The sequence below is a fragment of the Pseudomonas sp. HAR-UPW-AIA-41 genome (assembly GCF_002304225.1).
Classification (GTDB): domain Bacteria; phylum Pseudomonadota; class Gammaproteobacteria; order Pseudomonadales; family Pseudomonadaceae; genus Aquipseudomonas.
On sequence record NZ_NSLB01000005.1, the window covers coordinates 138,596 to 162,942 of the forward strand.

The 24,347-nt window shown below is 62.8% G+C and carries 24 protein-coding genes, 1 other RNA gene and 1 pseudogene; 22 read left to right on the forward strand and 4 right to left on the reverse strand.

The window, feature by feature from the left end:
- Positions 1 to 123 precede the first annotated feature (123 nt).
- From rplM to CK486_RS11725, 7 genes are all read left to right on the forward strand, one after another.
- Positions 124 to 552 carry a 50S ribosomal protein L13 gene (gene rplM, locus CK486_RS11695; RefSeq protein ID WP_095940478.1) on the forward strand — a complete coding sequence of 143 codons (429 nt, stop codon included), beginning with the start codon at positions 124 to 126 and terminating at the stop codon, positions 550 to 552.
- A gap of 14 nt (positions 553 to 566) precedes the next feature.
- Entirely contained in the window at positions 567 to 959 is a 393-nt protein-coding gene (gene rpsI, locus CK486_RS11700) for a 30S ribosomal protein S9 (RefSeq protein ID WP_095940479.1), read from the forward strand.
- 252 nt (positions 960 to 1,211) lie between these two features.
- Positions 1,212 to 1,805 (forward strand): ubiquinol-cytochrome c reductase iron-sulfur subunit, encoded by a 594-nt coding sequence (gene petA, locus CK486_RS11705; protein ID WP_095940480.1) that lies wholly within the window; start codon positions 1,212 to 1,214, stop codon positions 1,803 to 1,805.
- Complete coding sequence (locus tag CK486_RS11710; protein ID WP_095940481.1) at positions 1,805 to 3,016, forward strand: cytochrome bc complex cytochrome b subunit; 1,212 nt, start codon at positions 1,805 to 1,807, stop codon at positions 3,014 to 3,016. The genes petA and CK486_RS11710 overlap by 1 nt, the downstream gene beginning before the upstream one ends.
- Positions 3,016 to 3,798, forward strand: a complete 783-nt coding sequence (locus CK486_RS11715) for a cytochrome c1 (RefSeq protein ID WP_095940482.1) — start codon at positions 3,016 to 3,018, stop codon at positions 3,796 to 3,798. Before CK486_RS11710 ends, CK486_RS11715 begins: the two co-directional genes overlap by 1 nt.
- Positions 3,799 to 3,882: 84 nt before the next feature.
- The gene (locus CK486_RS11720; RefSeq protein WP_095940483.1) at positions 3,883 to 4,500 is read left to right on the forward strand and encodes a glutathione S-transferase N-terminal domain-containing protein; all 618 of its coding nucleotides are present in this window, start codon (positions 3,883 to 3,885) and stop codon (positions 4,498 to 4,500) included.
- Between the two features lie 13 nt (positions 4,501 to 4,513).
- On the forward strand, positions 4,514 to 4,927 hold the full coding sequence (locus CK486_RS11725; RefSeq protein ID WP_095940654.1) for a ClpXP protease specificity-enhancing factor: 414 nt from the start codon (positions 4,514 to 4,516) through the stop codon (positions 4,925 to 4,927).
- Between the two features lie 48 nt (positions 4,928 to 4,975).
- Here CK486_RS11725 and CK486_RS11730 read toward each other — a convergent pair whose 3' ends face one another.
- The 4 genes and pseudogenes from CK486_RS11730 to CK486_RS11745 all read right to left on the reverse strand — a co-directional run bounded on the left by CK486_RS11730 (position 4,976) and on the right by CK486_RS11745 (position 8,295).
- The gene (locus tag CK486_RS11730; protein WP_095940484.1) at positions 4,976 to 5,509 is read right to left on the reverse strand and encodes a BON domain-containing protein; all 534 of its coding nucleotides are present in this window, start codon (positions 5,507 to 5,509) and stop codon (positions 4,976 to 4,978) included.
- A complete protein-coding gene (locus CK486_RS11735; protein ID WP_095940485.1) occupies positions 5,506 to 6,099 on the reverse strand; it encodes a phosphoheptose isomerase in 594 nt (197 codons plus the stop codon). Before CK486_RS11735 ends, CK486_RS11730 begins: the two co-directional genes overlap by 4 nt.
- A gap of 26 nt (positions 6,100 to 6,125) precedes the next feature.
- The gene (locus CK486_RS11740; protein ID WP_095940486.1) at positions 6,126 to 6,491 is read right to left on the reverse strand and encodes a YraN family protein; all 366 of its coding nucleotides are present in this window, start codon (positions 6,489 to 6,491) and stop codon (positions 6,126 to 6,128) included.
- Positions 6,488 to 8,295: pseudogene (locus CK486_RS11745) on the reverse strand (penicillin-binding protein activator). The gene CK486_RS11740 and the pseudogene CK486_RS11745 overlap by 4 nt, the downstream one beginning before the upstream one ends.
- 117 nt (positions 8,296 to 8,412) lie before the next feature.
- On the opposite strand from CK486_RS11745, the gene rsmI reads away from it, so the two are divergent.
- From rsmI to CK486_RS11820, 15 genes are all read left to right on the forward strand, one after another.
- Positions 8,413 to 9,264, forward strand: coding sequence for a 16S rRNA (cytidine(1402)-2'-O)-methyltransferase (gene rsmI, locus CK486_RS11750; protein WP_095940487.1), 852 nt, complete (start codon positions 8,413 to 8,415; stop codon positions 9,262 to 9,264).
- Positions 9,265 to 9,447: 183 nt separating this feature from the next.
- Positions 9,448 to 9,795, forward strand: an RNA gene (gene rnpB, locus CK486_RS11755) — RNase P RNA component class A.
- A gap of 311 nt (positions 9,796 to 10,106) precedes the next feature.
- Positions 10,107 to 10,562 (forward strand): division/cell wall cluster transcriptional repressor MraZ, encoded by a 456-nt coding sequence (gene mraZ / locus CK486_RS11760; RefSeq protein ID WP_095940488.1) that lies wholly within the window; start codon positions 10,107 to 10,109, stop codon positions 10,560 to 10,562.
- Between the two features lie 2 nt (positions 10,563 to 10,564).
- Entirely contained in the window at positions 10,565 to 11,509 is a 945-nt protein-coding gene (rsmH, locus tag CK486_RS11765; RefSeq protein WP_095940489.1) for a 16S rRNA (cytosine(1402)-N(4))-methyltransferase RsmH, read from the forward strand.
- Positions 11,506 to 11,799 (forward strand): cell division protein FtsL, encoded by a 294-nt coding sequence (gene ftsL, locus CK486_RS11770; protein WP_095940490.1) that lies wholly within the window; start codon positions 11,506 to 11,508, stop codon positions 11,797 to 11,799. Before rsmH ends, ftsL begins: the two co-directional genes overlap by 4 nt.
- Positions 11,796 to 13,547 carry a penicillin-binding protein 2 gene (locus CK486_RS11775; protein ID WP_095940491.1) on the forward strand — a complete coding sequence of 584 codons (1,752 nt, stop codon included), beginning with the start codon at positions 11,796 to 11,798 and terminating at the stop codon, positions 13,545 to 13,547. Before ftsL ends, CK486_RS11775 begins: the two co-directional genes overlap by 4 nt.
- Positions 13,547 to 15,010, forward strand: a complete 1,464-nt coding sequence (murE, locus tag CK486_RS11780; RefSeq protein ID WP_095940492.1) for a UDP-N-acetylmuramoyl-L-alanyl-D-glutamate--2,6-diaminopimelate ligase — start codon at positions 13,547 to 13,549, stop codon at positions 15,008 to 15,010. Before CK486_RS11775 ends, murE begins: the two co-directional genes overlap by 1 nt.
- Positions 15,003 to 16,370: a UDP-N-acetylmuramoyl-tripeptide--D-alanyl-D-alanine ligase gene (gene murF, locus CK486_RS11785; RefSeq protein WP_095940493.1), complete on the forward strand. Its 1,368-nt coding sequence runs from the start codon at positions 15,003 to 15,005 to the stop codon at positions 16,368 to 16,370. The genes murE and murF overlap by 8 nt, the downstream gene beginning before the upstream one ends.
- A complete protein-coding gene (mraY, locus tag CK486_RS11790) occupies positions 16,370 to 17,452 on the forward strand; it encodes a phospho-N-acetylmuramoyl-pentapeptide-transferase (RefSeq protein WP_095940494.1) in 1,083 nt (360 codons plus the stop codon). The genes murF and mraY overlap by 1 nt, the downstream gene beginning before the upstream one ends.
- 10 nt (positions 17,453 to 17,462) lie before the next feature.
- Entirely contained in the window at positions 17,463 to 18,809 is a 1,347-nt protein-coding gene (gene murD / locus CK486_RS11795; RefSeq protein ID WP_095940495.1) for a UDP-N-acetylmuramoyl-L-alanine--D-glutamate ligase, read from the forward strand.
- A complete protein-coding gene (gene ftsW / locus CK486_RS11800) occupies positions 18,806 to 20,041 on the forward strand; it encodes a putative lipid II flippase FtsW (RefSeq protein ID WP_095940496.1) in 1,236 nt (411 codons plus the stop codon). The genes murD and ftsW overlap by 4 nt, the downstream gene beginning before the upstream one ends.
- Positions 20,031 to 21,101, forward strand: a complete 1,071-nt coding sequence (murG, locus tag CK486_RS11805; protein ID WP_095940497.1) for an undecaprenyldiphospho-muramoylpentapeptide beta-N-acetylglucosaminyltransferase — start codon at positions 20,031 to 20,033, stop codon at positions 21,099 to 21,101. Before ftsW ends, murG begins: the two co-directional genes overlap by 11 nt.
- A gap of 28 nt (positions 21,102 to 21,129) precedes the next feature.
- Positions 21,130 to 22,536, forward strand: a complete 1,407-nt coding sequence (gene murC / locus CK486_RS11810) for a UDP-N-acetylmuramate--L-alanine ligase (protein WP_176481702.1) — start codon at positions 21,130 to 21,132, stop codon at positions 22,534 to 22,536.
- A complete protein-coding gene (locus tag CK486_RS11815) occupies positions 22,533 to 23,474 on the forward strand; it encodes a D-alanine--D-alanine ligase (protein WP_095940499.1) in 942 nt (313 codons plus the stop codon). The genes murC and CK486_RS11815 overlap by 4 nt, the downstream gene beginning before the upstream one ends.
- Positions 23,475 to 23,483: 9 nt before the next feature.
- Positions 23,484 to 24,341: a cell division protein FtsQ/DivIB gene (locus CK486_RS11820; protein WP_095940655.1), complete on the forward strand. Its 858-nt coding sequence runs from the start codon at positions 23,484 to 23,486 to the stop codon at positions 24,339 to 24,341.
- Positions 24,342 to 24,347: the final 6 nt, after the last annotated feature.

A 24,347-nucleotide genomic window follows, 5' to 3' on the forward strand; every position in this document is an offset into this window, starting at 1 on the left:
CGGACGCGCTGACCCGAGCCCCCGAGTAGTGTCTGTTTTCGGCTGCCTTTGTCTTGCAAGGGCAAGTACTGTCCAGTATGATCCGCCGTCTTATTTTCAGGGCGGCCCCTGAGGCTACGAAGAATGAAAACTTTCACTGCAAAACCGGAAACTGTTAAGCGCGACTGGTATGTCGTCGACGCTGCAGGTCAGACCCTGGGTCGTCTGGCAACTGAAATTGCTACCCGCCTGCGCGGTAAGCACAAGCCTGAGTACACCCCGCACGTAGATACTGGCGATTACATCGTCGTGATCAATTGCGAGCAGGTGCGTGTAACTGGCGCCAAGACTGCCGACAAGATGTACTACAGCCACTCCGGCTTCCCGGGCGGCATCAAGTCCATCAGCTTCGAGAAGCTGATCCAGCGCGCGCCGGAGCGTGTCATTGAGACCGCCGTTAAAGGCATGCTGCCGAAAGGTCCGCTGGGTCGTGACATGTACCGCAAGCTGAAGGTGTACAAGGGTGCTGTTCACCCGCACACCGCTCAGCAGCCGCAAGAACTGAAGATCTAACGGGATAGTTAATTATGTCGGCGACTCAAAACTACGGCACTGGCCGTCGCAAGACCGCTACCGCCCGCGTCTTCCTGCGTCAGGGCACTGGCAAAATCTCCATCAACAACCGCACTCTGGACCAGTTCTTCGGTCGCGAAACCGCCCGCATGGTGGTTCGTCAGCCGCTGGAGCTGACCGGCAACGTTGAAAAGTTCGACGTTTATGTGACCGTGGTTGGTGGTGGTGTTAGCGGCCAGGCTGGCGCTATTCGTCACGGTATCACTCGCGCTCTGATGGACTACGACGAGACTCTGCGTCCGGCTCTGCGCAAGGCGGGCTACGTCACTCGTGACGCCCGTGAAGTGGAGCGTAAGAAAGTGGGTCTGCGTAAGGCGCGTAAGCGTCCGCAGTACTCCAAGCGTTAATACGCTACGCTCTACAAAAGACGCCCAGTATCCGCAAGGATGCTGGGCGTTTTTTTATGTCTGTAGTGGTTGTGCGACAACTTGTCGCGCAGCGGAAAGTCCCGTGCTGCAAGGCTTTTGGCGAATTTGTGTCGGCTTATTGCCTTGTCAGAAATGGGGCTTTTCTTTACCATTCGGCAAATTTTGTGCGGCCCGATTTTTACTTAGTAGAGGCCTGAACAACAGGCCACAAAGCTGATGGGAGACGACTGAATGAGCAATGACGGCGTGAATGCAGGCCGGCGTCGCTTCCTGGTAGCGGCCACCTCTGTGGTGGGTGCTGCGGGAGCGGTAGGTGCTGCGGTCCCGTTCGTGGGGTCATGGTTCCCCAGTGCGAAGGCCAAAGCGGCCGGTGCACCGGTGAAGGTGAATATCGGCAAGATCGAGCCGGGTCAGCAGATTGTTGCTGAGTGGCGTGGCCAGCCGGTATTCATCGTGCGCCGCACGGAGGAGATTCTGAGCAATCTGCGCAAGATCGATGGCGCGGTAGCGGATCCTCAATCCGAGGCTTCGGTGCAGCCGACTTATGTGGACAAGCAAAATCGTTCGATCAAGCCGGAAGTGCTGGTTCTGGTTGGCCTGTGCACGCACCTGGGCTGCTCGCCATCCTTCCGTCCGGAAGTGGCGCCGGCTGACCTGGGTGCTGAGTGGGTTGGTGGTTACTTCTGCCCGTGCCATGGCTCCCGCTATGACCTCGCGGGTCGCGTCTACAAGGCTCAGCCGGCTCCGTTGAACCTGCCGGTGCCGCCGCACAGCTACGAGTCCGATGATGTGCTGATCATCGGCGTGGACCAGGAGAAAGCCTGATGGAAAAGTTCATGGCTTGGGTTGATGCGCGCTTCCCCGCGACAAAGATGTGGGAAGACCATCTGAGCAAGTACTACGCCCCGAAGAACTTCAACTTCTTCTACTTCTTTGGCTCGCTGGCCCTGCTGGTTCTGGTTAACCAGATCCTCACCGGTGTCTGGCTGACCATGAGCTTCACCCCGTCCGCCGAGGAAGCCTTCGCTTCCGTCGAATACATCATGCGTGACGTGGAGTACGGCTGGATCATCCGCTACATGCACTCCACCGGTGCTTCGGCGTTCTTCGTGGTGGTCTACCTGCACATGTTCCGCGGTCTGCTCTACGGCTCCTACCAGAAGCCGCGTGAGCTGGTGTGGATCTTCGGTATGCTGATCTACCTCGCCCTGATGGCCGAGGCCTTTATGGGCTATTTGCTGCCCTGGGGCCAGATGTCCTACTGGGGTGCCCAGGTGATCATCTCCCTGTTTGGTGCCATCCCGGTAATCGGCGATGACTTGACCATGTGGATCCGTGGTGACTACCTGATCTCTGGCATCACCCTGAACCGCTTCTTCGCGCTGCACGTGATCGCTCTGCCGATCGTGCTGCTCGGCCTGGTTGTGCTGCACATCCTGGCGCTGCACGAAGTGGGTTCGAACAACCCGGACGGCGTCGACATCAAGAAGAAGAAGGATGAGAACGGCATTCCGCTCGACGGCATCGCCTTCCACCCGTACTACTCGGTGAAAGATATCGTCGGCGTGGTGGTATTCCTGTTCGTCTTCTGCGCGGTGATCTTCTTCTTCCCGGAAATGGGCGGTTACTTCCTGGAGAAGCCGAACTTTGAACAGGCCAACCCGTTCAAGACTCCGGCACACATTGCTCCGGTTTGGTACTTCACTCCGTTCTACGCGATTCTGCGTGCCGTTCCGGACAAGCTGATGGGTGTCATCGCCATGGGCGCTGCCATCGCTATTCTGTTCGTCCTGCCGTGGCTGGACCGTAGTCCGGTCAAGTCCATGCGCTACAAAGGCTGGATGAGCAAGGTCTGGCTGCTCGTATTCTGCGTGTCCTTCGTGATTCTGGGCGTGCTGGGTGTGCTGGCGCCGACGCCGGAGCGTACTCTGCTGTCGCAGATCTGCACCATCCTGTATTTCGCCTACTTCATCCTGATGCCGTTCTATACCCGGATGGAGAAGACTAAACCGGTTCCGGAAAGGGTGACTGGCTGATGAAAAAGCAATTTATCGCACTGTTTTTCGCTGTGCTGCCAGCCTTCGCTTCGGCCAATGCGGCACTCGAGTATCCGAATGATCACGTCGATATCGATCTGACCGACAAGGCTGCTCTGCAGGACGGCGCCCGCACCTTTGCCAACTACTGCATGGGTTGCCACAGCGCCAAGTTCCAGCGTTACGAGCGTGTAGCCAAGGACTTGGGTATTCCTGAGCAGGTCATGCTGGAGAATGTGGTATTCACTGGCGCCAAGATCGGCGATCACATGAAGATCGGTATGCAGCCGGAGCAGGCCAAGGTCTGGTTCGGTGCAGCTCCGCCTGATCTGACGCTGGTTGCCCGTGTTCGTGGCGCTGACTGGCTCTACACCTATCTGCGCACCTTCTATGAAGATCCGGCGCGTCCGTGGGGTGTGAACAACAAGGCTTTCCCGAACGTCGGTATGCCGAACGTCCTGGTGGGTCTGCAGGGTCGTCAGGTAATTGGTTGCAAGCAGGTTCAGGTGGTTGAGAACGGCAAGAAGCAGTTCGATCCGCTGACTGGCGCTCCGATCACTCATGAAGCCTGTGATCAGCTGACTGTGGTGCCGAAGACTGGTACTCAGTCGGAAGCCGAGTTTGATGAGACCATCAAGAACCTGGTGACCTTCCTCGAGTATTCGGCCAATCCGGTCAAGCTCGAGAGCCAGCGTATCGGTGTCTACGTTCTGCTGTATCTGGCCTTCTTCTTCGTATTCGCCTACCTGCTCAAGCGCGAATACTGGAAAGACGTGCACTGATCCAGTCCCTGCTTTACCGTGCGCGCCCTTCGGGGCGCGCACGCGTTTCTGCTGTCTGCAAACCGTTGTAGCGAGGAGGGCTTGATGGCCTCTATTACCAAGCTCACCCTGTTTTCCGATCCTGTCAGTCACTACAGTCACCGTGTACGTCTGGTGCTGGCCGAGAAAGGTCTGGCTGCCGACTTGCAGGAAATCCCGGCAGGTCAGTGCCCGGCCCGGCTGGCTGAGCTGAATCCCTACGGCAGCCTGCCGACCCTGGCGGATCGCGATCTGGCGCTCTATGAGTCGTCAGTGATCATGGAGTACCTGGAAGAGCGCTATCCGCACCCGCCGCTGTTGCCGGTATATCCGGTGGCACGGGCCAACAGTCGCCTGCTGATGCACCGCATCCAGCGCGACTGGTGCAGTCTGGCGGATCAGCTTCTCGATCCCAAGGTCAAGGAAGCGGCCAAAGTGGTGGCGCGCAAGGAGCTGCGTGAAAGCCTGACCGGTGTTTCGCCATTGTTCGCCGACAAGCCCTACTTCCTCAGTGAGGAGTTGAGTCTGGTCGACTGCTGCCTTCTGCCGATTCTCTGGCGTCTGCCGCTGATGGGAATTGAACTGCCGCGACCGGCCAAGCCGTTGCTGGACTACATGGAGCGCAGCTTTGCCCGCGAGTCATTTCGTGCCAGTCTCTCGGCTGTCGAACGCGACATGCGCTAAGGAGCTGTCGATGATGAATTCCAGTCGCCCCTATCTGGTTCGTGCGCTCTACGAGTGGATTGTGGATAACAACTGCACGCCGCATATTCTGGTCAATGCCGACTATGCAGGCGTCAAAGTCCCTACAGGCTTCGCCAAGGACGGGCAGATCGTGCTCAATATCTCGCCCAGTGCAGTGCGTTACCTGCAGATGGAAAACGCAGCGGTGAGTTTCGAGGGGCGTTTTGGCGGGGTTCCGCAGAGCCTCTACATTCCGATTCAGGCGCTGATGGCCATCTATGCCCGGGAAAATGGCCAGGGCATGGTCTTCGAGGTCGATGGCGAGGATGAGGGCGAAGAGGATAACGGGCCGCAGGATGATGGTCCGTCTGGTGGTGGCGAGCCGCCGCGGCCGGCAGGTCGGCCAAGCCTCAAGGTGGTCAAGTAACAAAAAAGGCGATCGTAAGATCGCCTTTTTCATGCCTCAAAGAGCAGGCTAGTCGGTGTATTCGAACAGCTTGACCACCTTCTGTACGCCGGAGTGGCTGGTGGCGACATTTGCGGCGCTTTGCCCTTCCTTGCGGGTTACCAGGCCGAGCAGGAAGACAATGCCGTTCTCGGTGACGATCTTGATCTTGCTGCTGGGGATGGTGGTGTCGAGCAGCATGTTTGCCTTGATCTTGCTGGTGATCAGGGCGTCATTGCTGCGTGCCAGAGCGCTCGAAGGCGTCATGATCTGCAGTTCGTTGTAAACCTTCTTCACGTCCTGCGTACGACCTGCGGCCTGTCCAGCCAGCTGCTTGAGCTCGGCGCGTGGCGTCTGGCCAGCCAGCAAAACCACCCCGTTATAGCTGGTCACGACAATGTGTGAGCTCTTGCTGCCCAGATCGGCGTGCGCGCGCTCAATGTTGCTGCTGACATTGCCCGGGATGAACTGGTCATCGATCTTGTTGCCGACGCTGCGGCTGCCGCAGCCGCTGGTCAGCAGGGTGGCGCCAAGCAGCAGGGCCAGAGTCAGGCGTTGTTTCATTCTTCACTTCCGAACAGTTGGCTGTCGATCAGGTCGCACAGGCAGTGGATGGCCAGCAGATGGACCTCCTGGATGCGTGCGGTGACTTTCGAGGGGACGCGAATCTCGACGTCTTCCGGCAGCAGCAGCGATGCCATGCCGCCGCCGTCGCGGCCGGTCAGGGCAACGACCAGCATTTCACGGTCATGCGCGGCCTGAATGGCCTGGATCACGTTGGCCGAGTTGCCACTGGTGGAGATCGCCAGCAGCACGTCGCCGGGCTGGCCGAGCGCGCGGATCTGCTTGGAGAACACCTCGTTGTAGCTGTAGTCGTTGGCAATCGAGGTGATGGTCGAGCTGTCGGTGGTCAGTGCGATGGCCGGCAGGCTTGGGCGTTCGCGCTCGAATCGGTTGAGCAGTTCCGAGGAGAAGTGCTGAGCATCACCGGCCGAACCACCGTTGCCACAGGTGAGGATCTTGCCCTCGTTCAGCAGGGCGTTGACCATGACCTGGCTGCCCAGTTCGATGTGCGGCGCAAGCACCTCCATAGCCTGTTGCTTGGTGTCGATGCTGGCCTGGAACATCTGGCGGATACGGGATTGCATGTCCATGGATAAACCTTCATTGGGGCGGCTGGTCAGGTCTCGAAGGCATTCTGGATCCAGTCCAGCCGCGGGTGTGAGTGGTCGTCCGGGCTGATGGCGACCACGTCAAATCGGCACGGGTGTTTGGCCCAGCGCGACTCTTGCAGCAGAAAGTGCTGTGCAGCGGTTGCAAGGCGGGCGCGTTTGCGTGCATCCACGCTCTCTGCGGCGCCGCCCCAGGCGGCATGCCGCCGGTAGCGCACTTCGACGAATACTACTGTATCGCCGTCGAGCATGACCAGATCAAGCTCGCCCTGCCGGCACTGCCAGTTCTGCGTCAGCAGCCGCAGGCCTTGGCGTTGCAGGTGCTGGCAGGCCAGTTGTTCGCTGGCCTGGCCTTGTTGCCGGGTATTACTCAAATGCCGTTGGCCAGCAGTGGCTGCACCTGGCCGTCGCGGTACTCGGCCCACGGCAGCTGGCGCTGCACGCGCTGGTCGGGCGTCAGGCTGAGGGCGCCTGAGGCGCCGTCGACATGGGTGTCGGGCAGGGCCTTGAGCTGGCTCAGGCGCGGCGCCAGGCGGTAGGCATCAAGGCCCATGGCATACAGGCGGCCAAGCTGCCGCCGGCTTGTGGCCATTGGCTGGTGACCTGCTGACGCAGTGCATCGCTGCCATTGAGCAGCCAGGGGGTTTCGCAGAAACGGATGCCGTTGAGGTCGTTGTCCTGCGTGCCGTTGCTGCCGCTGAACAGATGCGAGGTGGCGTAGACCGGTACATCGCCGGCGTACTGGAAGGCCAGGGTCGGTTTGATCTGGCGTGCCTGTTGCGGGGTGGCAGCAAGGAAGATGAAGTCGACATCCTGCCGGCGCGTGGGTTGTGCGCTGACCGGTACGCCGAGGGTGTTTTGCAGGCGCTTGGCGCGTGCCTCGCTCTGGCGCAGCTGGAACAGATCGCCGATCTGTTGTGCCAGTTCCACCGGCTGGCTGACGCGGCTGGCGGCGATCAGCGTGCCGCCATTGGCCTGCCAGCTCTGCTGGAAGGCTGCCAGAACTCGGTCGCCCCATTCACTTTCCGGCACCAGTGCCACGGCGCGACGCATACCATCATCCCAGGCGCGTCGGGCTACTTCGCGTGCTTCGTCCTCGGCGGCCAGGCCGAACTGGAAGAGTTGCGCGGGGCCTTGCTGGCCGGCATCGGCATAGTTCAGTGCAAGGGTGGTAATGGGTAGTTGCGGGCGACTGGCCAGTTGCTTGACCAAGGGTTTTTCCAGTGGGCCGATGACCAGCTGCACGCCGTCGGCCTGAGCGTGGCGGTAGAAATCATCCAGAGAACTGAGGCGTGAGCTGTCGTAGAAGTCTATCTTCGGTGGGTTCTGCCCGGCCTGCTGGGCGGCGAAGTGACCGGCCATGAAGCCGTCGCGCAGAGCCTGGCTGACCTGTGCGAGCTGTCCTTCGGCCGGTAGCAGTAGCGCGATACGGGTGAGTGGCTGACCAGCCAGTTGCAGAACCTTTTGCAGATCGGCCGGCAACTCGCGAGCAGCGGGATGATTCGGGTTGGCGCTGCGCCAGGCCTCGATCGCGCTCAGCTGCTGATCGGGTGTGGCGCTGGTTTTGGTCAGGCGTGCCAGCTCCAGCCATCCGCTGAGGTCGGCATCGCCCCCTGGCTGCAGTTGCTCCAGTGGCAGGCTGCTGACCAGCTTCCAGATAGCCGTCTGGTTGCTCGCGGCAGCTTCACCGCTGAGCAGTGGGGCAATGAACACCCGCTCGCGCGCTGCATTCAGGATCTGCCCGCTGCCTTCAAGGGCGCGCGCACGCGCCAGCTGGCTGCGGATCTGCAGGTCGACCGGCAGAGCGCTGAGCTGTTCCAGGCTGGGGTGCTGAAGTGCCTTGAGGGCTGTTTTCGGCTTCTTGCGGGCGAGGGCTAGCTCGGCCGTCAGGGTGCTGGCGAAGACCTGCTGGGCTGGCTTTAGGCTGTCCAGGGATACTTGCTGCATGATGCTGCTGGCGCGGCCGATGTCCTGCTGGCGGAAAGCCTGATCGGCAGCGGAAAGGCGCAGCAGGCTGGCTTCTTCGCTGTTGGCCGTAGCGGCCTGTTCCAGCAGTTGTTCAATGCTGGCGGCAGGCGTGCGTGGCAGTTCGCCCAACGGATTGCTCGGTGTGCTGGCGCAGGCGCTCAGCAGGCTGGCGAGGAAAAGGGCGGAAAGCGGACGCAGGCTGGCGGTCATGGGCGATTCCATTGCTCGTCGGGAAAGCCGCGATTGTACCCAAGGGGCGGCGGTGGCGCGACGTGAGTGCGGGCAATCGCGATACACTAGGCGCCTTTCGCTGGATCGAGGTGGGCTGTGAGTACTTTTGGAACCTTGTATGTCGTGGCCACGCCGATTGGCAATCTGGATGACATTAGTGCGCGCGCCCTGCGGGTGTTGCGCGAGGTGGCGCTGATCGCTGCCGAGGACACGCGCCATTCGCAGCGGCTGCTGCAGCATTTCGGCATTGGCACCCCGTTGGCGGCCTGCCATGAACATAATGAGCGTGATCAGGGTGGGCGTTTTATCGGTCGCCTGCAGGCGGGTGAAGATGTTGCGCTGATTTCCGATGCCGGCACGCCGCTGATATCCGATCCGGGTTTTCATCTGGTGCGCTCTGCGCGGGCGGCTGGCATTCCGGTTGTGCCGGTGCCGGGGGCCTGCGCGCTGATTGCTGCCCTGTCGGCGGCTGGGCTGCCATCGGATCGTTTCATCTTCGAGGGGTTCCTGCCGGCCAAGGCGACGGGGCGTCGTCAGCGCCTCGAGGCGCTGCGCGAAGAGCCGCGGACGTTGCTGTTTTACGAGGCGCCACATCGTCTGCTGGAGAGCGTCGAGGACATGCTGGCGGTGTTCGGTCCCGAGCGTCCCGCGTTGCTGGCGCGTGAGCTGACCAAGACCTTCGAGACCCTCAAGGGGTTGCCGTTGGCCGAGCTGCGCGAGTTCATTGCTGCCGACAGCAACCAGCAGCGTGGTGAGTGCGTGCTGTTGGTGGGTGGCTGGCAGGCGCCGGAAGGTGAAGAGGCTGTCTCGGCGGAGAGCTTGCGCGTGCTTGATCTGCTGCTGGCGGAAATGCCGGTCAAGCGTGCGGCGGCGCTGGCTGCAGAGATCACCGGGGTGCGCAAGAACCTGCTGTATCAGGCCGCGCTGGAGCGTCAGGGCAAGGCTTAACAGGCTGTTGAAAAACTACCTGCGTTGCCAGCGCGGCGTTAAAAGCAGGCTCAAAATGCTCATTTACCATTCGTAAACTGCGCTTTTTCGCCTGTTTTTGCCTTGCGCTGGCGGCCTCGCCAGCGTTTTTCAACAGCCTGTTAGCTTGTTCCACTGCGCTGCAATGGGTAACCTTGTTGGCGGAGAGTCGGTTGGACAGTCGCTGCCTTCGCAAGAAGGGGGAGGAAAGTCCGGGCTCCATAGGGCAGAGTGCCAGGTAACGCCTGGGAGGCGCGAGCCTACGGAAAGTGCCACAGAAAACAACCGCCTAAGCGCGCAAGCGCCGGTAAGGGTGAAAAGGTGCGGTAAGAGCGCACCGCACGGCTGGTAACAGTCCGTGGCTAGGCAAACCCCACTCGGAGCAAGACCAAATAGGGTTCCATTGGCGCGGCCCGCGTTGGAACCGGGTAGGTTGCTAAAGGCATGCAGTGATGTATGTCGTAGAGGAATGGCTGTCCTCGACAGAACCCGGCTTACAGACCGACTCTCCACCTCTTTCTGCTTAATCTGCTTTTGCTGTTTTCCCACCTGCTCAATATCTAAAAATTCTTACTCTTAAGAAGTTACTTTAAGTTCAGCGCTCAGCTCTCTGAGCGGGTGAAATATTGCCTCAAAATCCCCCGCCAAAAACCCGCTAAAACCCCCTCGAATCGTCGCTAAATCTACGTTCTGTAAGGATTTTTCCCTCAAGGCTCGCCTTGACGGTGGGGAGCTTGCGTTCCTATAGTGTGCGAAAGTGGTATGAAGTGGGTTGAAGTGGTTTTTTAAGCACGGAAAGCTAGTTAATAAGGGGAAGCGCAATCTTGTTTCGCGGAGCTAACGCCATCAGTCTCGACGCCAAAGGGCGCCTCGCGATGCCGAGTCGGTATCGTGATGAGCTGCTTTCGCGTTGTGCCGGCCAGCTCATCGTGACGGTTGATGCTGTTGACCCCTGCCTGTGCGTCTACCCGCTGACTGAGTGGGAGCTGATCGAAGCCAAATTGCGTCAGCTGCCATCCCTTGTTGAAGAAAACCGTCGCCTGCAGCGCGTGCTGATCGGTAATGCCGTGGATCTGGAGCTGGACAGCAATGGCCGCTTCCTGGTGCCGCCGCGTCTGCGTGAGCACGCAGGTCTGGACAAGCACGCGATGCTGGTTGGGCAGCTGAACAAGTTTCAGCTGTGGAATGAAAGTGCCTGGAACGCGCTGGCAGAGGCGGATCTGGCGGCCATCAAACAACCTGGCGGTCTGCCGGATGAACTGCGTGATCTGATCCTGTGACTATGACTGCCAGCGCCTACCGCCATATCACCGTACTGCTCGACGAAGCCGTTGAGCAGTTGGCGCTGCGCGCTGACCGTTGCTACGTCGATGGCACCTTCGGCCGCGGTGGTCATAGCCGGCTGATTCTGGAAGGGCTCGGCGCACAAGGGCGGCTGCTCGGCTTCGACAAGGATCCTCTGGCGATTGCCACCGGTAATGCTCTGGCGGCCGAAGACGGCCGCTTTGTCATTGTGCAGCGCAGCTTTGCCGACATGGGCGATGAGCTTGCTGCGCGCCAGCTGACGGGCCAGGTGCAGGGCGTTCTGCTCGACCTGGGTGTATCCTCGCCACAGCTGGATGACCCGACTCGCGGCTTCAGCTTTCTCAATGATGGTCCGCTGGACATGCGCATGAATCCGGATGCCGGTAGCAGTGCGGCACAGTTCATTGCCACGGCGGATGTCGAGGAAATTGCCCGCGTCTTCAAGGAGTATGGCGAGGAGCGCTTCGCCAAGCGCATGGCACGGGCCGTGGTCGAGCGTCGTGCGGTCAGGCCATTCGAGCGCACGGCCGATCTGGCGGCGGTGCTGACCGAAGCCAATCCGTCCTGGGAAAAGGGCAAGAATCCGGCAACCCGGGCCTTCCAGGGTTTGCGCATTCACGTCAATAACGAGCTGGGTGATCTGGAGCGCGGGCTGGATGCTGCTCTGGAAAGTCTGGCAGTCGGCGGCCGCCTGGTGGTGATCAGCTTCCACTCGCTGGAAGACCGCATCGTCAAGCAGTTCATGCGCAAGCATGCCAAGGGCGAGGCGGACAACCTGCCGCGTCACCTGCCGATCATTCCCAAGGCTTTCGAGCCTCGCCTCAAACTGCTGGGCAAGCCGATCTTCGCCAGTGATGCCGAGGTCAAGGCCAATCCACGCTCGCGCAGCGCGGTAATGCGCGTAGCGGAGAAACTGCGTTGAGCCGCCTTTATGCCAAACCATTGCCGCCGGGCAGTTTTCTGCTTGGCGTACTGTTTACGGCCATCCTGATCTCGGCAGTAGGCGTTGCCTATACCGCGCATTGGAACCGGCAGTTGCTCAATGCCCTGTTTGCCGAGCTCAGTGTGCGCGACAAGGCGCAGGCCGAGTGGGGGCGTTTGCTCCTGGAGCAGAGCACCTGGACCGCGCACAGCCGCATCGAAGCACTGGCCACCGGTCAGTTGCAGATGCGGATTCCGGAGCCGGCCGAAGTACAGATGGTGGCGCCATGAGCAGTCTTGACGGCGCGCTCTATCCCTGGCGTTTCCGCCTGGTGCTGGCGCTGCTCGCCGCCATGGTTGCGGCTATCTGCTGGCGGATCGTGGATCTGCATGTGTTTGATCAGCAGTTTCTCCAGGATCAGGGCGATGCACGCAGCCTGCGGCATATTCCGATTCCGGCGCACCGTGGCCTGATCACCGATCGCAATGGTGAGCCGCTGGCCGTCTCTACCGCCGTGACCACGCTGTGGGCCAACCCCAAGGAACTGATGGGCGCCAAGCAACGCTGGCCTCAGCTGGCCGCTGTGCTGGGCGTACAGCCGGCCACGCTGGCCGAGCGTATCGAACTGCACCGCAAGCGCGAGTTCATGTATCTGGTGCGAGGGTTGACGCCCGAGCAGGGGCAGTCGGTTACCGATCTGAAGATTCCCGGGGTTTATGCCATCGAGGAATTTCGTCGTTTCTATCCGGCTGGTGAAGTGACCGCTCATGTGGTTGGCTTCACCGATGTCGATGACAAGGGTCGTGAAGGCGTCGAGCTGGCCTATGAAGACTGGCTTGCCGGCGTGCCGGGCAAGCGCCAGGTGCTCAAGGATCGTCGTGGTCACCTGATTCGCGATCTGCAGGTCACCCAGAACGCCAAGGCGGGCAAGAGCCTGGCACTGTCCATCGACCTGCGCCTGCAGTACCTGGCCCATCGTGAGCTGCGCAACGCGCTGGTCGAGTTCGGTGCCAAGGCCGGCAGTCTGGTGATGATCGATGTGCAGACTGGCGAAGTCCTGGCGATGGCCAACCAGCCGACCTACAACCCGAACAACCGTCGCAACCTCAACCCGGCGATGATGCGCAACCGCGCCATGATCGACGTATTCGAGCCGGGTTCGGCGGTCAAGCCGTTCGTCGTGGCCATGGGCCTGAACTCGGGCAAGTACCAGCCGGAAACCATCATTGACACCCGTCCGGGTTACTACCAGGTGGGACGCAAGACCGTGCGCGACGTGCACAACTACGGTGTGCTGGACATCACCGGTGTGATCAAGAAGTCCAGCAACATTGGCGTCGCCCGCATTGCTCTGGACATCGGTGGCGAGCAGCTGTTTGCGACCCTTCAGCAGGTAGGGTTGGGGCAGGATACCGGACTGGGCTTCCCTGGCGAGCGCGTCGGCAATCTGCCGAATTTCCGCGTGTGGAAGCCGGTGGAAACGGCGGTGATGTCCTATGGCTACGGCCTGTCGGTTACTGCAGTGCAGCTCGCCCATGCCTATGGCGTACTGGGCAACAAGGGCCTCAGCGTCCCGCTGTCGATGACTCGTATTGATCAGCGTCCGACAGGCGTACAGGTGCTTGACCCCAAAGTCGCGGGCCAGGTTCTGCAGATGCTGCGTACCGTGGTCGACGAAAATGGTGGTACCGGCTCCAAGGCGCGTGTGCCTGGCTATCAGGTGGGCGGCAAGACCGGCACCATTCACAAGACCAAGGCTGGCGGTGGCTACGAAGAGAAACGCTACCGCTCTGTGTTTGCCGGCCTGGCGCCTATTTCCAATCCGCGTCTGGCTTGCATCGTCATCATCGACGAGCCCCGTCCTTTGTTCGGTCAGTACTTTGGTGGCTTCGTCGCCGCGCCTGTTTTCGGCAAGGTCATGGCAGGCGCGCTGCGTCTGATGAACGTGGCTCCAGACAATCTGCCAGCGCCGGTTCCGGCGGAAAGCCCGGAGAACAAGACCGCTGCGCTGGTGCAAGGCAAAGGAGGGCGTATCTGATGCCTATGCCGCTCAATCAATTCATGCTGCAGGCGGAGAGCTCAACGCTGATTCGCGAGCTGACCCTGGACAGCCGCGCGGTCAAGGCCGGTGATCTGTTTCTGGCCATTCCCGGAACCCGCAGCGATGGCCGCGACCATATCGCCGACGCCATCGGCCGTGGCGCCGCGGCGGTGGCCTACGAAAGCGAAGGCGCGCCGCAGATGAGCGATAGCGCGGCTCAGCTGTTGCCGGTCAAGGGGCTGGCGCAGCAGTTGTCGGCCATCGCCGGGCGCTTTTATGGCGAACCGAGCCGCGGTCTGCATCTGGTCGGGGTGACCGGCACCAATGGCAAGACCAGCGTAAGCCAGCTGATCGCTCAGGCCCTTGACCTGCTTGGCGAGCGCTGCGGCCTGATCGGTACTCTGGGTGTCGGCTTCTTCGACGCTCTGGAGAGCGGCAAGCACACCACGCCTGATCCGCTGGCTGTGCAGGCCACCCTGGCCCGCCTCAAGCAGGCCGGCGCTCGTGCCGTGGCCATGGAGGTTTCCTCCCATGGTCTGGAGCAAGGGCGCGTGGCGGCGCTGGATTTCGATGTGGCGGTGTTCACCAACCTGTCGCGTGATCACCTGGATTACCACGGCAGCATGGAGGCCTATGGCGCGGCCAAGGCCAAGCTGTTCGCCTGGCCGCAGCTCAAGTGCCGGGTGATCAATCTGGACGACGCCTTCGGTCGCCAGCTGGCTGCCGGGGTCGCCGAGTCACGCCTGATCGGCTACAGCCTGGAAAATGCCGATGCCTACCTGTACTGCTCAGAAGCCCGCTTCAGCAATGACGGCATCGAAGCACGCATCGTCTCGCCGCAAGGTGCCGGCCTGCTGCGTAGCCCGCTGCTGGGTCGTTTCAACCTGAGCAACCTCTTGGCGGTAGTCGGGGCCTTGCTGGGTCTGAACTATCCGCTGGACGAAATTCTCGCGGTCATGCCGAAATTGCAGGGCCCGGTAGGCCGCATGCAGCGTCTGGGCGGCGGTGCGCAGCCACTGGTTGTCGTGGATTACGCGCACACCCCGGATGCTCTGGAGCAGGTGCTGCGGGCGCTGCGTCCGCATGTGCAGGGCGAGCTGCTGTGCCTGTTCGGTTGCGGTGGTGACCGTGACCGTGGCAAGCGCCCGCTGATGGCGCAGATTGCCGAGGCGCTGGCCGATCGTGTGCTGGTTACCGACGACAACCCGCGCACGGAAGAGCCGGCACAGATTTTTGCCGACATTCGCGCCGGCTTCGCCCAGGCCGAGGCTGTGCAGTTCCTGCACGGTCGCGGCGAGGCCATCGCGCAGCTGATCGCCGCCGCCAAGGTCGGTGACGTGGTGGTGCTGGCCGGCAAGGGGCATGAGGACTACCAGGAGATTCACGGCGAGCGCCTGCATTTCTCCGATCTTGAAGAGGCGGCCAAGGCTCTGGCGGCACGCGAGGTGAAGCATGCTTAAAGCGCTGCGGCTCAGCGAAGTGGCCAATGCCCTCGGCGCACGTGTAGTGGGCGCCGATGTGGCCTTTGCTGCCGTGAGCACCGACAGCCGCAAGATCGAGGCCGGTCAGTTGTTCGTCGCTCTGGTTGGCCCCAACTTCGACGGCCATAACTACCTGGCAGACGTGGCGGCCAAGGGCGCCGTTGCCGCGCTGGTACAGCGCGAGGTGCCGGGTGCAGGCCTGCCGCAGCTGGTGGTGGCCGATACCCGTATTGCGCTGGGGCAACTGGGCGCGCTGAACCGTGCCGCCTTCAGCGGCCCGCTGGTCGCGGTCACCGGCTCCTCCGGCAAGACCACGGTCAAGGAAATGCTCGCCAGCATTCTTTCGACCCTGGGGCCGGTCCTGGCGACCCGTGGCAACCTGAACAATGATCTCGGTGTGCCGCTGACCCTGCTGGAACTGGCGCCCGAGCACCGCAGTGCCGTGATTGAGCTGGGTGCCAACCATGTCGGCGAGATTGCCTACACCGTGGCGCTGACCCGGCCGCAGGTGGCGATCCTGAACAATGCCGGCAATGCCCACGTTGGCGAGTTCGGTGGTCCGGAGAAGATTGTCCAGGCCAAGGGCGAAATTCTCGAAGGGCTGACCGCCGATGGCGTGGCCGTGCTCAATCTTGACCAGGCGGCCTTTGCTACCTGGCGGCAGCGTGTCGGTGAGCGCCCCGTGCTGACCTTTGCCCTGAACAACCCCCAGGCCGATTTCCATGCCAGCGCCATCGAGCATGATGCGCGCGGCTGCCCGGCCTTCACCCTGCACAGCCCGGCGGGCGAGGTGCGGGTGCAGCTCAATCTGCTGGGTCTGCACAATGTTGCCAATGCCCTGGCCGCGGCGGCTGCGGCGCACACGCTGAACGTGCCGCTGGTCGGGATCCGGCAGGGGCTGGAAAGCCTGCAACCGGTCAAAGGCCGCGCCGTTGCTCGTGTGGCGACGAATGGCGCGCGACTGATCGACGATACCTACAACGCCAACCCGGTCGCTGTGTGCGCCGCGGTTGATATACTCGCCGCCTTCCCCGGTCGCACCGTTCTGGTGCTGGGGGATATTGGCGAGTTGGGCGAATGGGCCGAGCAAGGCCATCGCGACGTCGGCACTTACGCGGCCGGCAAAGTCGACGCGCTGTATGCCGTCGGCCCGCTGATGCGCCATGCGGTAGCCGCATTCGGCGCCGAAGGCCGCCACTTTGCCGATCAGGCCAGCCTGATCGCCGCACTGGCCGCCGAGCAGGGACCCTCTACCACGCTATTGATCAAAGGTTCGCGCAGTGCGGCTATGGACAAGGTCGTCGCTGCACTTTGCGCATCCACCGAGGAGACTCACTAATGCTGCTGCTGCTGGCGGAGTACCTGCAACAGTTTCACACCGGCTTCGGCGTGTTCCAGTACCTGACCCTGCGCGGGATTCTCGGGGTACTGACAGCCCTGGCCCTGTCGCTGTGGCTGGGCCCGTGGATGATTCGCACCCTGCAGATTCGCCAGATCGGCCAGGCCGTGCGCAACGATGGCCCGCAGTCGCACCTGTCGAAGAAGGGCACGCCGACCATGGGTGGCGCGCTGATTCTCACCGCCATCGCCGTGAGCACTCTGCTGTGGGCTGACCTGACCAACCGCTATGTGTGGACCGTACTGGCCGTGACCCTGCTGTTCGGCGCCATCGGCTGGGTGGATGACTACCGCAAGGTGATCGAGAAGAACTCCCGTGGCCTGCCGAGCCGCTGGAAGTATTTCTGGCAGTCGGTATTCGGTCTCGCCGCCGCGGTGTTCCTGTATGTGACCGCGCAGAGTCCTGTGGAAACCACCCTGATCGTGCCGATGCTCAAGGACGTGGCCATTCCGCTGGGTGTGGGCTTCGTGGTGCTGACCTACTTCGTCATCGTCGGCACCAGCAATGCGGTGAACCTGACCGACGGGCTCGATGGCCTGGCCATCCTGCCGACCGTGCTGGTGGGCGGCGCACTGGGCATCTTCTGCTACCTGTCGGGCAACATTAAGTTCGCCGAATACCTGTTCATCCCCTATGTGCCGGGCTCCGGCGAGCTGATCGTGTTCTGCGCCGCGCTGGTCGGTGCGGGTCTGGGCTTCCTGTGGTTCAACACCTACCCGGCTCAGGTGTTCATGGGCGACGTGGGCGCGCTGGCGCTGGGTGCGGCGCTCGGCACCATCGCCGTGATCGTTCGTCAGGAGATCGTGCTGTTCATCATGGGCGGCGTGTTCGTCATGGAAACCCTGTCGGTGATGATCCAGGTCGCCAGCTTCAAGCTGACCGGCAAGCGCGTGTTCCGCATGGCGCCGATCCATCACCACTTCGAACTGAAAGGCTGGCCGGAGCCGCGCGTGATCGTGCGCTTCTGGATCATCACCGTGATTCTGGTGCTGATCGGCCTGGCCACCCTGAAGCTGCGTTGAGGACTGACCTGTGAGCCTGATCGCTTCCGACCAATTCCGCATCGTTGTCGGCCTCGGCAAGAGCGGCATGTCCCTGGTGCGCTTCCTAGCGCGTCAGGGTCTGCGCTTTGCCGTGGCTGATACCCGCGCGAATCCGCCGGAGCTGGCCACCCTGCAGCGCGACTATCCGGAAGTGGAAGTCCGCTGCGGTGAACTGGATGTGGAGTTCCTCTGCCGCGCCAGCGAGCTGTATGTCAGCCCCGGTCTGGCCGTGGCCACCCCGGCTCTGCAGGAGGCCGCCGCGCGCGGCGTCAAACTGTCGGGTGATATCGACCTGTTTGCCCGTTATGCCAAGGCACCGATCATTGCCATTACCGGCTCCAATGCCAAGAGCACGGTGACCACTCTGGTCGGCGAAATGGCCGCCGAGGCCGGCAAGAAGGTCGCTGTGGGCGGCAATCTCGGCACCCCGGCGCTGGATCTGCTCAGCGACGAAGTGGAGCTGTATGTGCTGGAGCTGTCCAGCTTCCAGCTGGAAACCACCGAGCGCCTGAATGCCGCAGTGGCGACCTGCCTCAATCTCAGCGAAGACCACATGGACCGTTATGCGGACATGCAGCAGTACCACCTGGCCAAGCACCGCATCTTCCGTGGCGCGCAGCAGGTAGTGGTCAATCGTGATGATGGCCTGTCGCGTCCGTTGGTGGCCGATCAGTTGCCGTGCTGGACCTTCGGTCTGGGCAAGCCGGACTTCAAGGGCTTTGGCCTTACCGAGCGCGAAGGCGAGAAGTGGCTGACCTTCCAGTTCGAGCCGCTGCTGCCGACCCGTGAGCTGAAAATGCGCGGTGTGCACAACCAGAGCAACGCCCTGGCGGCCCTGGCACTGGGGCACGCCGCCGGCCTGCCGTTCGCGCCGATGCTGGCGACCCTGCAGCGTTTCGTCGGTCTCGATCATCGCTGTCAGTGGGTGTGTGAGCACTCCGGAGTCAGCTATTACAACGACTCCAAGGCCACCAACGTCGGCGCCGCACTGGCTGCCATCGAGGGGCTGGGCGCGGATATCGCCGGCAAGCTGGTGCTGATCGCCGGTGGCGATGGCAAGGGCGCCGACTTCGCTGCGCTGCAGGCGCCGGTGGCCAGGTTCTGCCGCGCCGTGGTGCTGCTGGGCCGTGACGCCGAGCGTCTGGCCACAGCGTTGGGCGATGCGGTACCGCTGCTGCGTGTGCAGAGCCTGGACGAGGCCGTGCAGCGCGCCGCCGAGCTGGCCCAGAGTGGTGATGCCGTACTGCTGTCGCCGGCCTGCGCCAGCTTGGACATGTTCAAGAACTTCGAAGAGCGCGGCCGTCTGTTCGCCGCCGCAGCGCAGGCCCTGGCATGATCAACGGTCTCGGCTTCCTGCGCCCCTTCCCGTCACCGCTGAACAGCGGGCGTGGTGTCGATATCGATTTTCCGCTGCTGGCCGGCTGCCTGGCACTGCTCGGCCTGGGCCTGGTGATGATCACCTCGGCTTCGTCGGAAGTGGCCGCCGCGCAGTCCGGCACGCCGCTGTATTACATGGTGCGTCACCTGGTGTATCTGGCCATTGGTGCCGTGGCCTGCGTGCTCACGCTGATGGTGCCGATGAGCACCTGGCAGGCCAATGGCGGCAAGCTGCTGTTGGGCAGCGCGGCTCTGCTGGTGCTGGTGCTGATCCCCGGCATCGGCCGTGAGGTCAACGGTGCTTCGCGCTGGATCGGCTTCGGCATCTTTAACATTCAGCCTTCCGAGCTGGCAAAGGTGGCCGTGGTGGTCTATCTGGCCGGCTACCTGGTGCGCCGTCAGCAGGAAGTACGGGAAAGCTGGATGGGCTTTATCAAGCCGTTCTTCGTATTGCTGCCGCTGGCGGTGCTGCTGCTGCTGGAGCCGGACTTCGGCGCCACCGTGGTGATGCTCGGTGCGGCTGGTGCCATGCTGTTCCTGGGCGGCGTGGGGCTGTTCCGCTTCCTGCTGCTGGTGATTGCCGCCGTGGTCGCCGTGGTCATTCTGGTGCAGGCGCAGCCTTACCGGATGGCGCGCCTGACCAACTTTGCCGATCCCTGGGCCGATCAGTTCGGTGCCGGTTACCAGCTGTCGCAGGCACTGATCGCCTTCGGTCGTGGCGAATGGCTGGGCGTGGGGCTTGGCAACAGCATCCAGAAGCAGTTCTACCTGCCGGAAGCCCACACCGACTTCGTCTTTTCCGTGCTGGCCGAAGAGCTTGGCATGATCGGCGCGCTGCTGACCGTGGCGCTGTTCGTCTTCGTCGGCGTGCGTGCCCTGTACATCGGCCTGTGGGCGGAGAAGGCCAAGCAGTTCTACTCGGCTTACGTCGCCTACGGTCTGGCGTTCCTGTGGATCGGCCAGATTCTCATCAATATCGGTGTGAACACCGGTCTGCTGCCAACTAAGGGTCTGACCCTGCCATTCCTTAGCTACGGCGGCAGCTCGCTGGTGGTTTGCGCCGCCTGCCTGGGTGTGCTGCTGCGCATCGAGTGGGAGCGTCGCAGCCTGCTGGGCAGCGAGGAAGTGGAGTTCTCCGAAGATGACTTCTTCGACGAGTCGGCCGTACGGGAGCTTCGCCATGGCCGCTAACGTACTGATCATGGCTGGCGGTACCGGCGGGCACGTGTTCCCGGCGCTGGCCTGTGCCCGCGAGTTCCAGGCGCGCGGTTATGCCGTGCACTGGCTGGGCACCCCGCGTGGTATCGAGAACGAGCTGGTGCCCGCCGCCGGCCTGCCGCTGCACCTAATTCAGGTGTCGGGTTTGCGCGGCAAGGGCGTCAAGTCTCTGCTCAAGGCGCCGTTCGACATCTTCCGTGCCCTGCTGCAGGCCCGCCGTATCGTGCGCGAGCTGCAGCCGGTCTGCGTGCTCGGCATGGGCGGCTACGTGACCGGCCCCGGCGGCCTCGCCGCGCGACTGGCCGGCGTGCCGCTGATCATCCATGAGCAGAATGCCGTGGCCGGCACTGCCAACCGCCTGCTGTCGCGTATCGCTGCGCGGATTTGCGAGGCCTTCCCGCAGACCTTCAAGTCCAGCGCCAAGCTGCACACCACCGGCAATCCGGTGCGCGAGGAGCTGTTCCTGCCGACGCCGCGGACTTCGCTGCAGAGCCGCAAGCCGCGACTGCTGGTGCTGGGCGGTAGTCTGGGTGCCGAGCCGCTGAACAAATTGCTGCCGGCTGCCCTGGCGCTGCTGCCCGAAGCTCTGCGCCCGCAGATCTGCCATCAGGCCGGCCGCCAGCACGCGGACATCACCGCCGGGCGCTACCGGGATCTGGCCATCGAGGCCGATGTCCGTCCGTTCATCAGCGATATGGCCGATGCCTATGGCTGGGCCGATCTGATCGTCTGCCGCGCCGGCGCGCTGACCGTTAGCGAGGTGGCCGCTGCCGGCCTGCCGGCTTTCCTGATCCCGTTGCCCCACGCGATCGACGATCACCAGACGCGCAACGCCGAATTTCTGGCCAACGCCGGCGCCGCCGTGCTGTTGCCGCAACATGCCACTGATGCGACCGCGCTGGCCGCACAGTTGACCGAGGTTCTGATGCACAACGACAAACTGCTGGCCATGGGCGAAATCGCCCGTCGTCTGGCCAAACCGGATGCCACCGACCGTGTGGTGAGTATTTGCCTGGAGGTGGCCCGTGGTTGAGAGCCAGAAAGCCTTTCCGCAGCCGGAAATGCGCCGTATCCGCAACATCCACTTCGTCGGCATCGGCGGCGTGGGTATGTGCGGTATCGCCGAGGTGTTGCTGAACCTCGGTTATCAGGTGTCCGGTTCCGATCTCAAGGCCTCGCCTGTGACTGAGCGTCTGGAAAGTTTCGGCGCCACCATCCATATCGGCCATCGTGCCGAGAACGCCGCCCAGGCGGATGTGCTGGTGGTATCCAGTGCAGTCAATACCAGCAACCCGGAAGTTGCCCAGGCACTGGCCCGGCGCATTCCGGTGGTGCCGCGTGCGGAAATGCTCGCCGAGCTGATGCGCTACCGCCACGGCATTGCCGTCGCCGGCACCCACGGCAAGACCACCACCACCAGCCTGATCGCCTCGGTCTTCGCCGCCGGCGGCCTGGACCCGACCTTTGTCATCGGCGGCCGCCTGAATGCCGCCGGCACCAACGCTCAGCTGGGTACCAGCCGCTACCTGGTGGCCGAGGCCGACGAGAGCGACGCCAGCTTCCTGCACCTGCAGCCGATGGTCGCCGTGGTCACCAACATCGATGCCGACCACATGAGCACCTACGGTGGCGACTTCAACGTACTGAAGAAGACCTTCGTCGAGTTCCTGCACAACCTGCCGTTCTACGGCCTGGCCGTGCTTTGCGTGGACGATCCGGTGGTGCGCGAGCTGCTGCCGCAGGTGGCCCGCCCGACCGTGACCTACGGCTTTGCCGAAGATGCCGACGTGCGTGCGATCAACGTCCGTCAGCAGGGCATGCAGACCTTCTTCACCGTCCTGCGCCGTGACCGCGCGCCGCTGGACGTCTCGGTGAACATGCCGGGCAACCACAACGTCCTCAATTCCCTGGCCACCATCGCCATCGCCAGCGAGGAGGGCATTGACGATGCCGCCATCGTCGCCGGCCTGTCGGGCTTCCAGGGTGTTGGCCGGCGCTTCCAGGTCTACGGCGAACTGCCGGTGGATGGTGGCAGCGTGATGCTGGTCGACGATTACGGTCATCACCCGCGTGAAGTGGCCGCAGTGATCCAGGCCGTTCGAGGTGGTTGGCCTGAGCGCCGCCTGGTGATGGTCTACCAGCCGCACCGTTACAGCCGTACCCGCGATCTGTATGACGACTTCGTGCAGGTGCTGGGCGATGCCAAGGTGCTGCTGCTGATGGAAGTCTACCCGGCCGGCGAAAGCCCGATCCCGGGTGCGGACAGCCGCCAGCTGTGCCACAGCATCCGCCAGCGCGGCAAGCTGGACCCGATCTATCTCGAGCGGGGCGTGGATATCGCTCCGCTGGTCAAGCCGCTGCTGCGTGCCGGCGACATCCTGCTCTGTCAGGGTGCCGGCGACATCGGCGGTCTGGCACCGCAACTGCTGAAACACCCGCTGTTCGCGGGTCAGGGTGAGTCGAAATGAGTCTGCGTTCGCAACATGCGCCGGCGGCCTTCGGTCGCGTGGCGGTTCTCTTCGGCGGCAAGAGCGCCGAGCGTCCGGTGTCGCTGAAATCCGGCGCCGCCGTACTGGCTGCCCTGCAGGAAACCGGTGTGGATGCCTTTGGCATCGATGTCGGCGATGACCTGCTGCAGCGCCTGAGCAGCGAGAAGATCGACCGCGCCTTTATCGTGCTGCACGGTCGCGGCGGCGAAGACGGCACCATGCAGGGCCTTTTGGAATGCGCCGGGATTCCCTATACCGGTAGCGGCGTGCTGGCCTCGGCGTTGGCCATGGACAAGCTGCGCACCAAGCAGGTCTGGCAGAGCCTCGGCCTGCCGACTCCCCGGCATGCCGTGCTGGCCTCGGTCGCCGATTGCGAAAAGGCCGCGAGCGAGCTGGGCTTTCCGCTGATCGTCAAACCGGCCCATGAGGGTTCGAGCATCGGTATGGCCAAGGTCGACAGCGTGGCTGCGCTGGTCGAGGCCTGGCAGTCTGCCGCGCAGTTCGACTCGCAGGTGCTGGTCGAGCAGTGGATCAAGGGCCCGGAATTTACCGTTGCCGTGCTGCGTGGCGAGGTGCTGCCGCCGATCGGTCTGGGCACGCCGCACAGCTTCTACGATTACGACGCCAAGTACCTGGCCAATGACACCCAGTACCGCATTCCCTGCGGCCTGTCGGCAGAGAAGGAAGCCGAACTCAAGGCTCTCACCGCGCGCGCCTGCGAAGCCGTGGGCACTCAGGGCTGGGCGCGGGTTGATGTGATGCAGGATGCCGACGGCCGGTTCTGGCTGCTGGAAGTCAATACCGTACCGGGCATGACCGACCACAGCCTGGTGCCGATGGCCGCCAAGGCCGTAGGTCTGGAGTTCACTGACCTGGTCCAGGCGATTCTGGCCGACAGCCTTGAGGCACGGGGTTAAGTCATGAGCATGTCGCTCCGTCACCACCAGTATGCCGTTCCGGAACGCAGCGCGCCGCCGCGTCGTCCGGCGCAGCGTGGCGCCAGCCGCCTGGTGGCCAAGGAGCCGCTCAGCCTGCGTCTGCCCAAGCCGGATTTCAGCCCGCTCAAGCGTCTGATCTGGCCGGTGTTGCTGGTGGTGCTCGGCGTGGCCGCTTATGAAGGCGCACAGCGGGCGTTGCCTTATATCGACCGGCCGATCAGCAAGGTCAGCGTCGACGGCGAACTCAGCTACATCAGTCAGCAGGCGGTGCAGCAGCGCATCGCACCCTACATTCAGGCCAGCTTCCTGCAGATCAACCTGTCTGGCATGCGCCAGGAACTGGAGCAGATGCCCTGGATCGCCCACGCCGAAGTGCGTCGAGTGTGGCCGGATCAGATCATGATTCGCCTGGAAGAACAGCTGCCGGTGGCGCGCTGGGGCGATGAGGCCCTGCTCAACAATGCCGGGCATGCCTTTGCCCCGCGCGAATCGGCCAACTACCAGCACCTGCCGCGTCTGGCCGGGCCGCAGCGCGCCCAGCGTCAGGTGATGCAGCAGTATCAGGTGCTCAGTCAGATGCTGCGCCCGCTGGGCTTTTCCATCAGTGCCCTGGAAATGCGCGAGCGTGGCAGCTGGTATCTGCGCACGGCCCAGGGCATCGACCTGCTGCTGGGGCGCGACCACATCGTCGACAAGATGCGTCGCTTCGCGGCGATTTACGAAAAAGCGCTGAAGGCGCAGCAACCCAATATCGCGCGCATCGACCTGCGCTACCCCAACGGCCTGGCCGTGGCGTGGCGCGAGCCGGTGGCGCCCACGGCGGCCAAGCCCGCCGCCGTACAGTGAAGCGAG

Coding starts and splice junctions, on each gene's coding strand:
- CK486_RS11730 (WP_095940484.1), bottom strand. CDS start 5,509: ATGAAACAACGCCTGACTCTGGCCCTGCTGCTTGGCGCCACCCTGCTG.
- CK486_RS11715 (WP_095940482.1), top strand. CDS start 3,016: ATGAAAAAGCAATTTATCGCACTGTTTTTCGCTGTGCTGCCAGCCTTC.
- rpsI (WP_095940479.1), top strand. CDS start 567: ATGTCGGCGACTCAAAACTACGGCACTGGCCGTCGCAAGACCGCTACC.
- ftsW (WP_095940496.1), top strand. CDS start 18,806: ATGATCAACGGTCTCGGCTTCCTGCGCCCCTTCCCGTCACCGCTGAAC.
- CK486_RS11775 (WP_095940491.1), top strand. CDS start 11,796: ATGAGCAGTCTTGACGGCGCGCTCTATCCCTGGCGTTTCCGCCTGGTG.
- petA (WP_095940480.1), top strand. CDS start 1,212: ATGAGCAATGACGGCGTGAATGCAGGCCGGCGTCGCTTCCTGGTAGCG.
- CK486_RS11725 (WP_095940654.1), top strand. CDS start 4,514: ATGAATTCCAGTCGCCCCTATCTGGTTCGTGCGCTCTACGAGTGGATT.
- rplM (WP_095940478.1), top strand. CDS start 124: ATGAAAACTTTCACTGCAAAACCGGAAACTGTTAAGCGCGACTGGTAT.
- CK486_RS11735 (WP_095940485.1), bottom strand. CDS start 6,099: ATGGACATGCAATCCCGTATCCGCCAGATGTTCCAGGCCAGCATCGAC.
- CK486_RS11815 (WP_095940499.1), top strand. CDS start 22,533: ATGAGTCTGCGTTCGCAACATGCGCCGGCGGCCTTCGGTCGCGTGGCG.
- CK486_RS11820 (WP_095940655.1), top strand. CDS start 23,484: ATGTCGCTCCGTCACCACCAGTATGCCGTTCCGGAACGCAGCGCGCCG.
- murF (WP_095940493.1), top strand. CDS start 15,003: ATGCTTAAAGCGCTGCGGCTCAGCGAAGTGGCCAATGCCCTCGGCGCA.
- murC (WP_176481702.1), top strand. CDS start 21,130: ATGCGCCGTATCCGCAACATCCACTTCGTCGGCATCGGCGGCGTGGGT.
- CK486_RS11720 (WP_095940483.1), top strand. CDS start 3,883: ATGGCCTCTATTACCAAGCTCACCCTGTTTTCCGATCCTGTCAGTCAC.
- murE (WP_095940492.1), top strand. CDS start 13,547: ATGCCTATGCCGCTCAATCAATTCATGCTGCAGGCGGAGAGCTCAACG.
- CK486_RS11710 (WP_095940481.1), top strand. CDS start 1,805: ATGGAAAAGTTCATGGCTTGGGTTGATGCGCGCTTCCCCGCGACAAAG.
- rsmH (WP_095940489.1), top strand. CDS start 10,565: ATGACTGCCAGCGCCTACCGCCATATCACCGTACTGCTCGACGAAGCC.
- murG (WP_095940497.1), top strand. CDS start 20,031: ATGGCCGCTAACGTACTGATCATGGCTGGCGGTACCGGCGGGCACGTG.
- mraY (WP_095940494.1), top strand. CDS start 16,370: ATGCTGCTGCTGCTGGCGGAGTACCTGCAACAGTTTCACACCGGCTTC.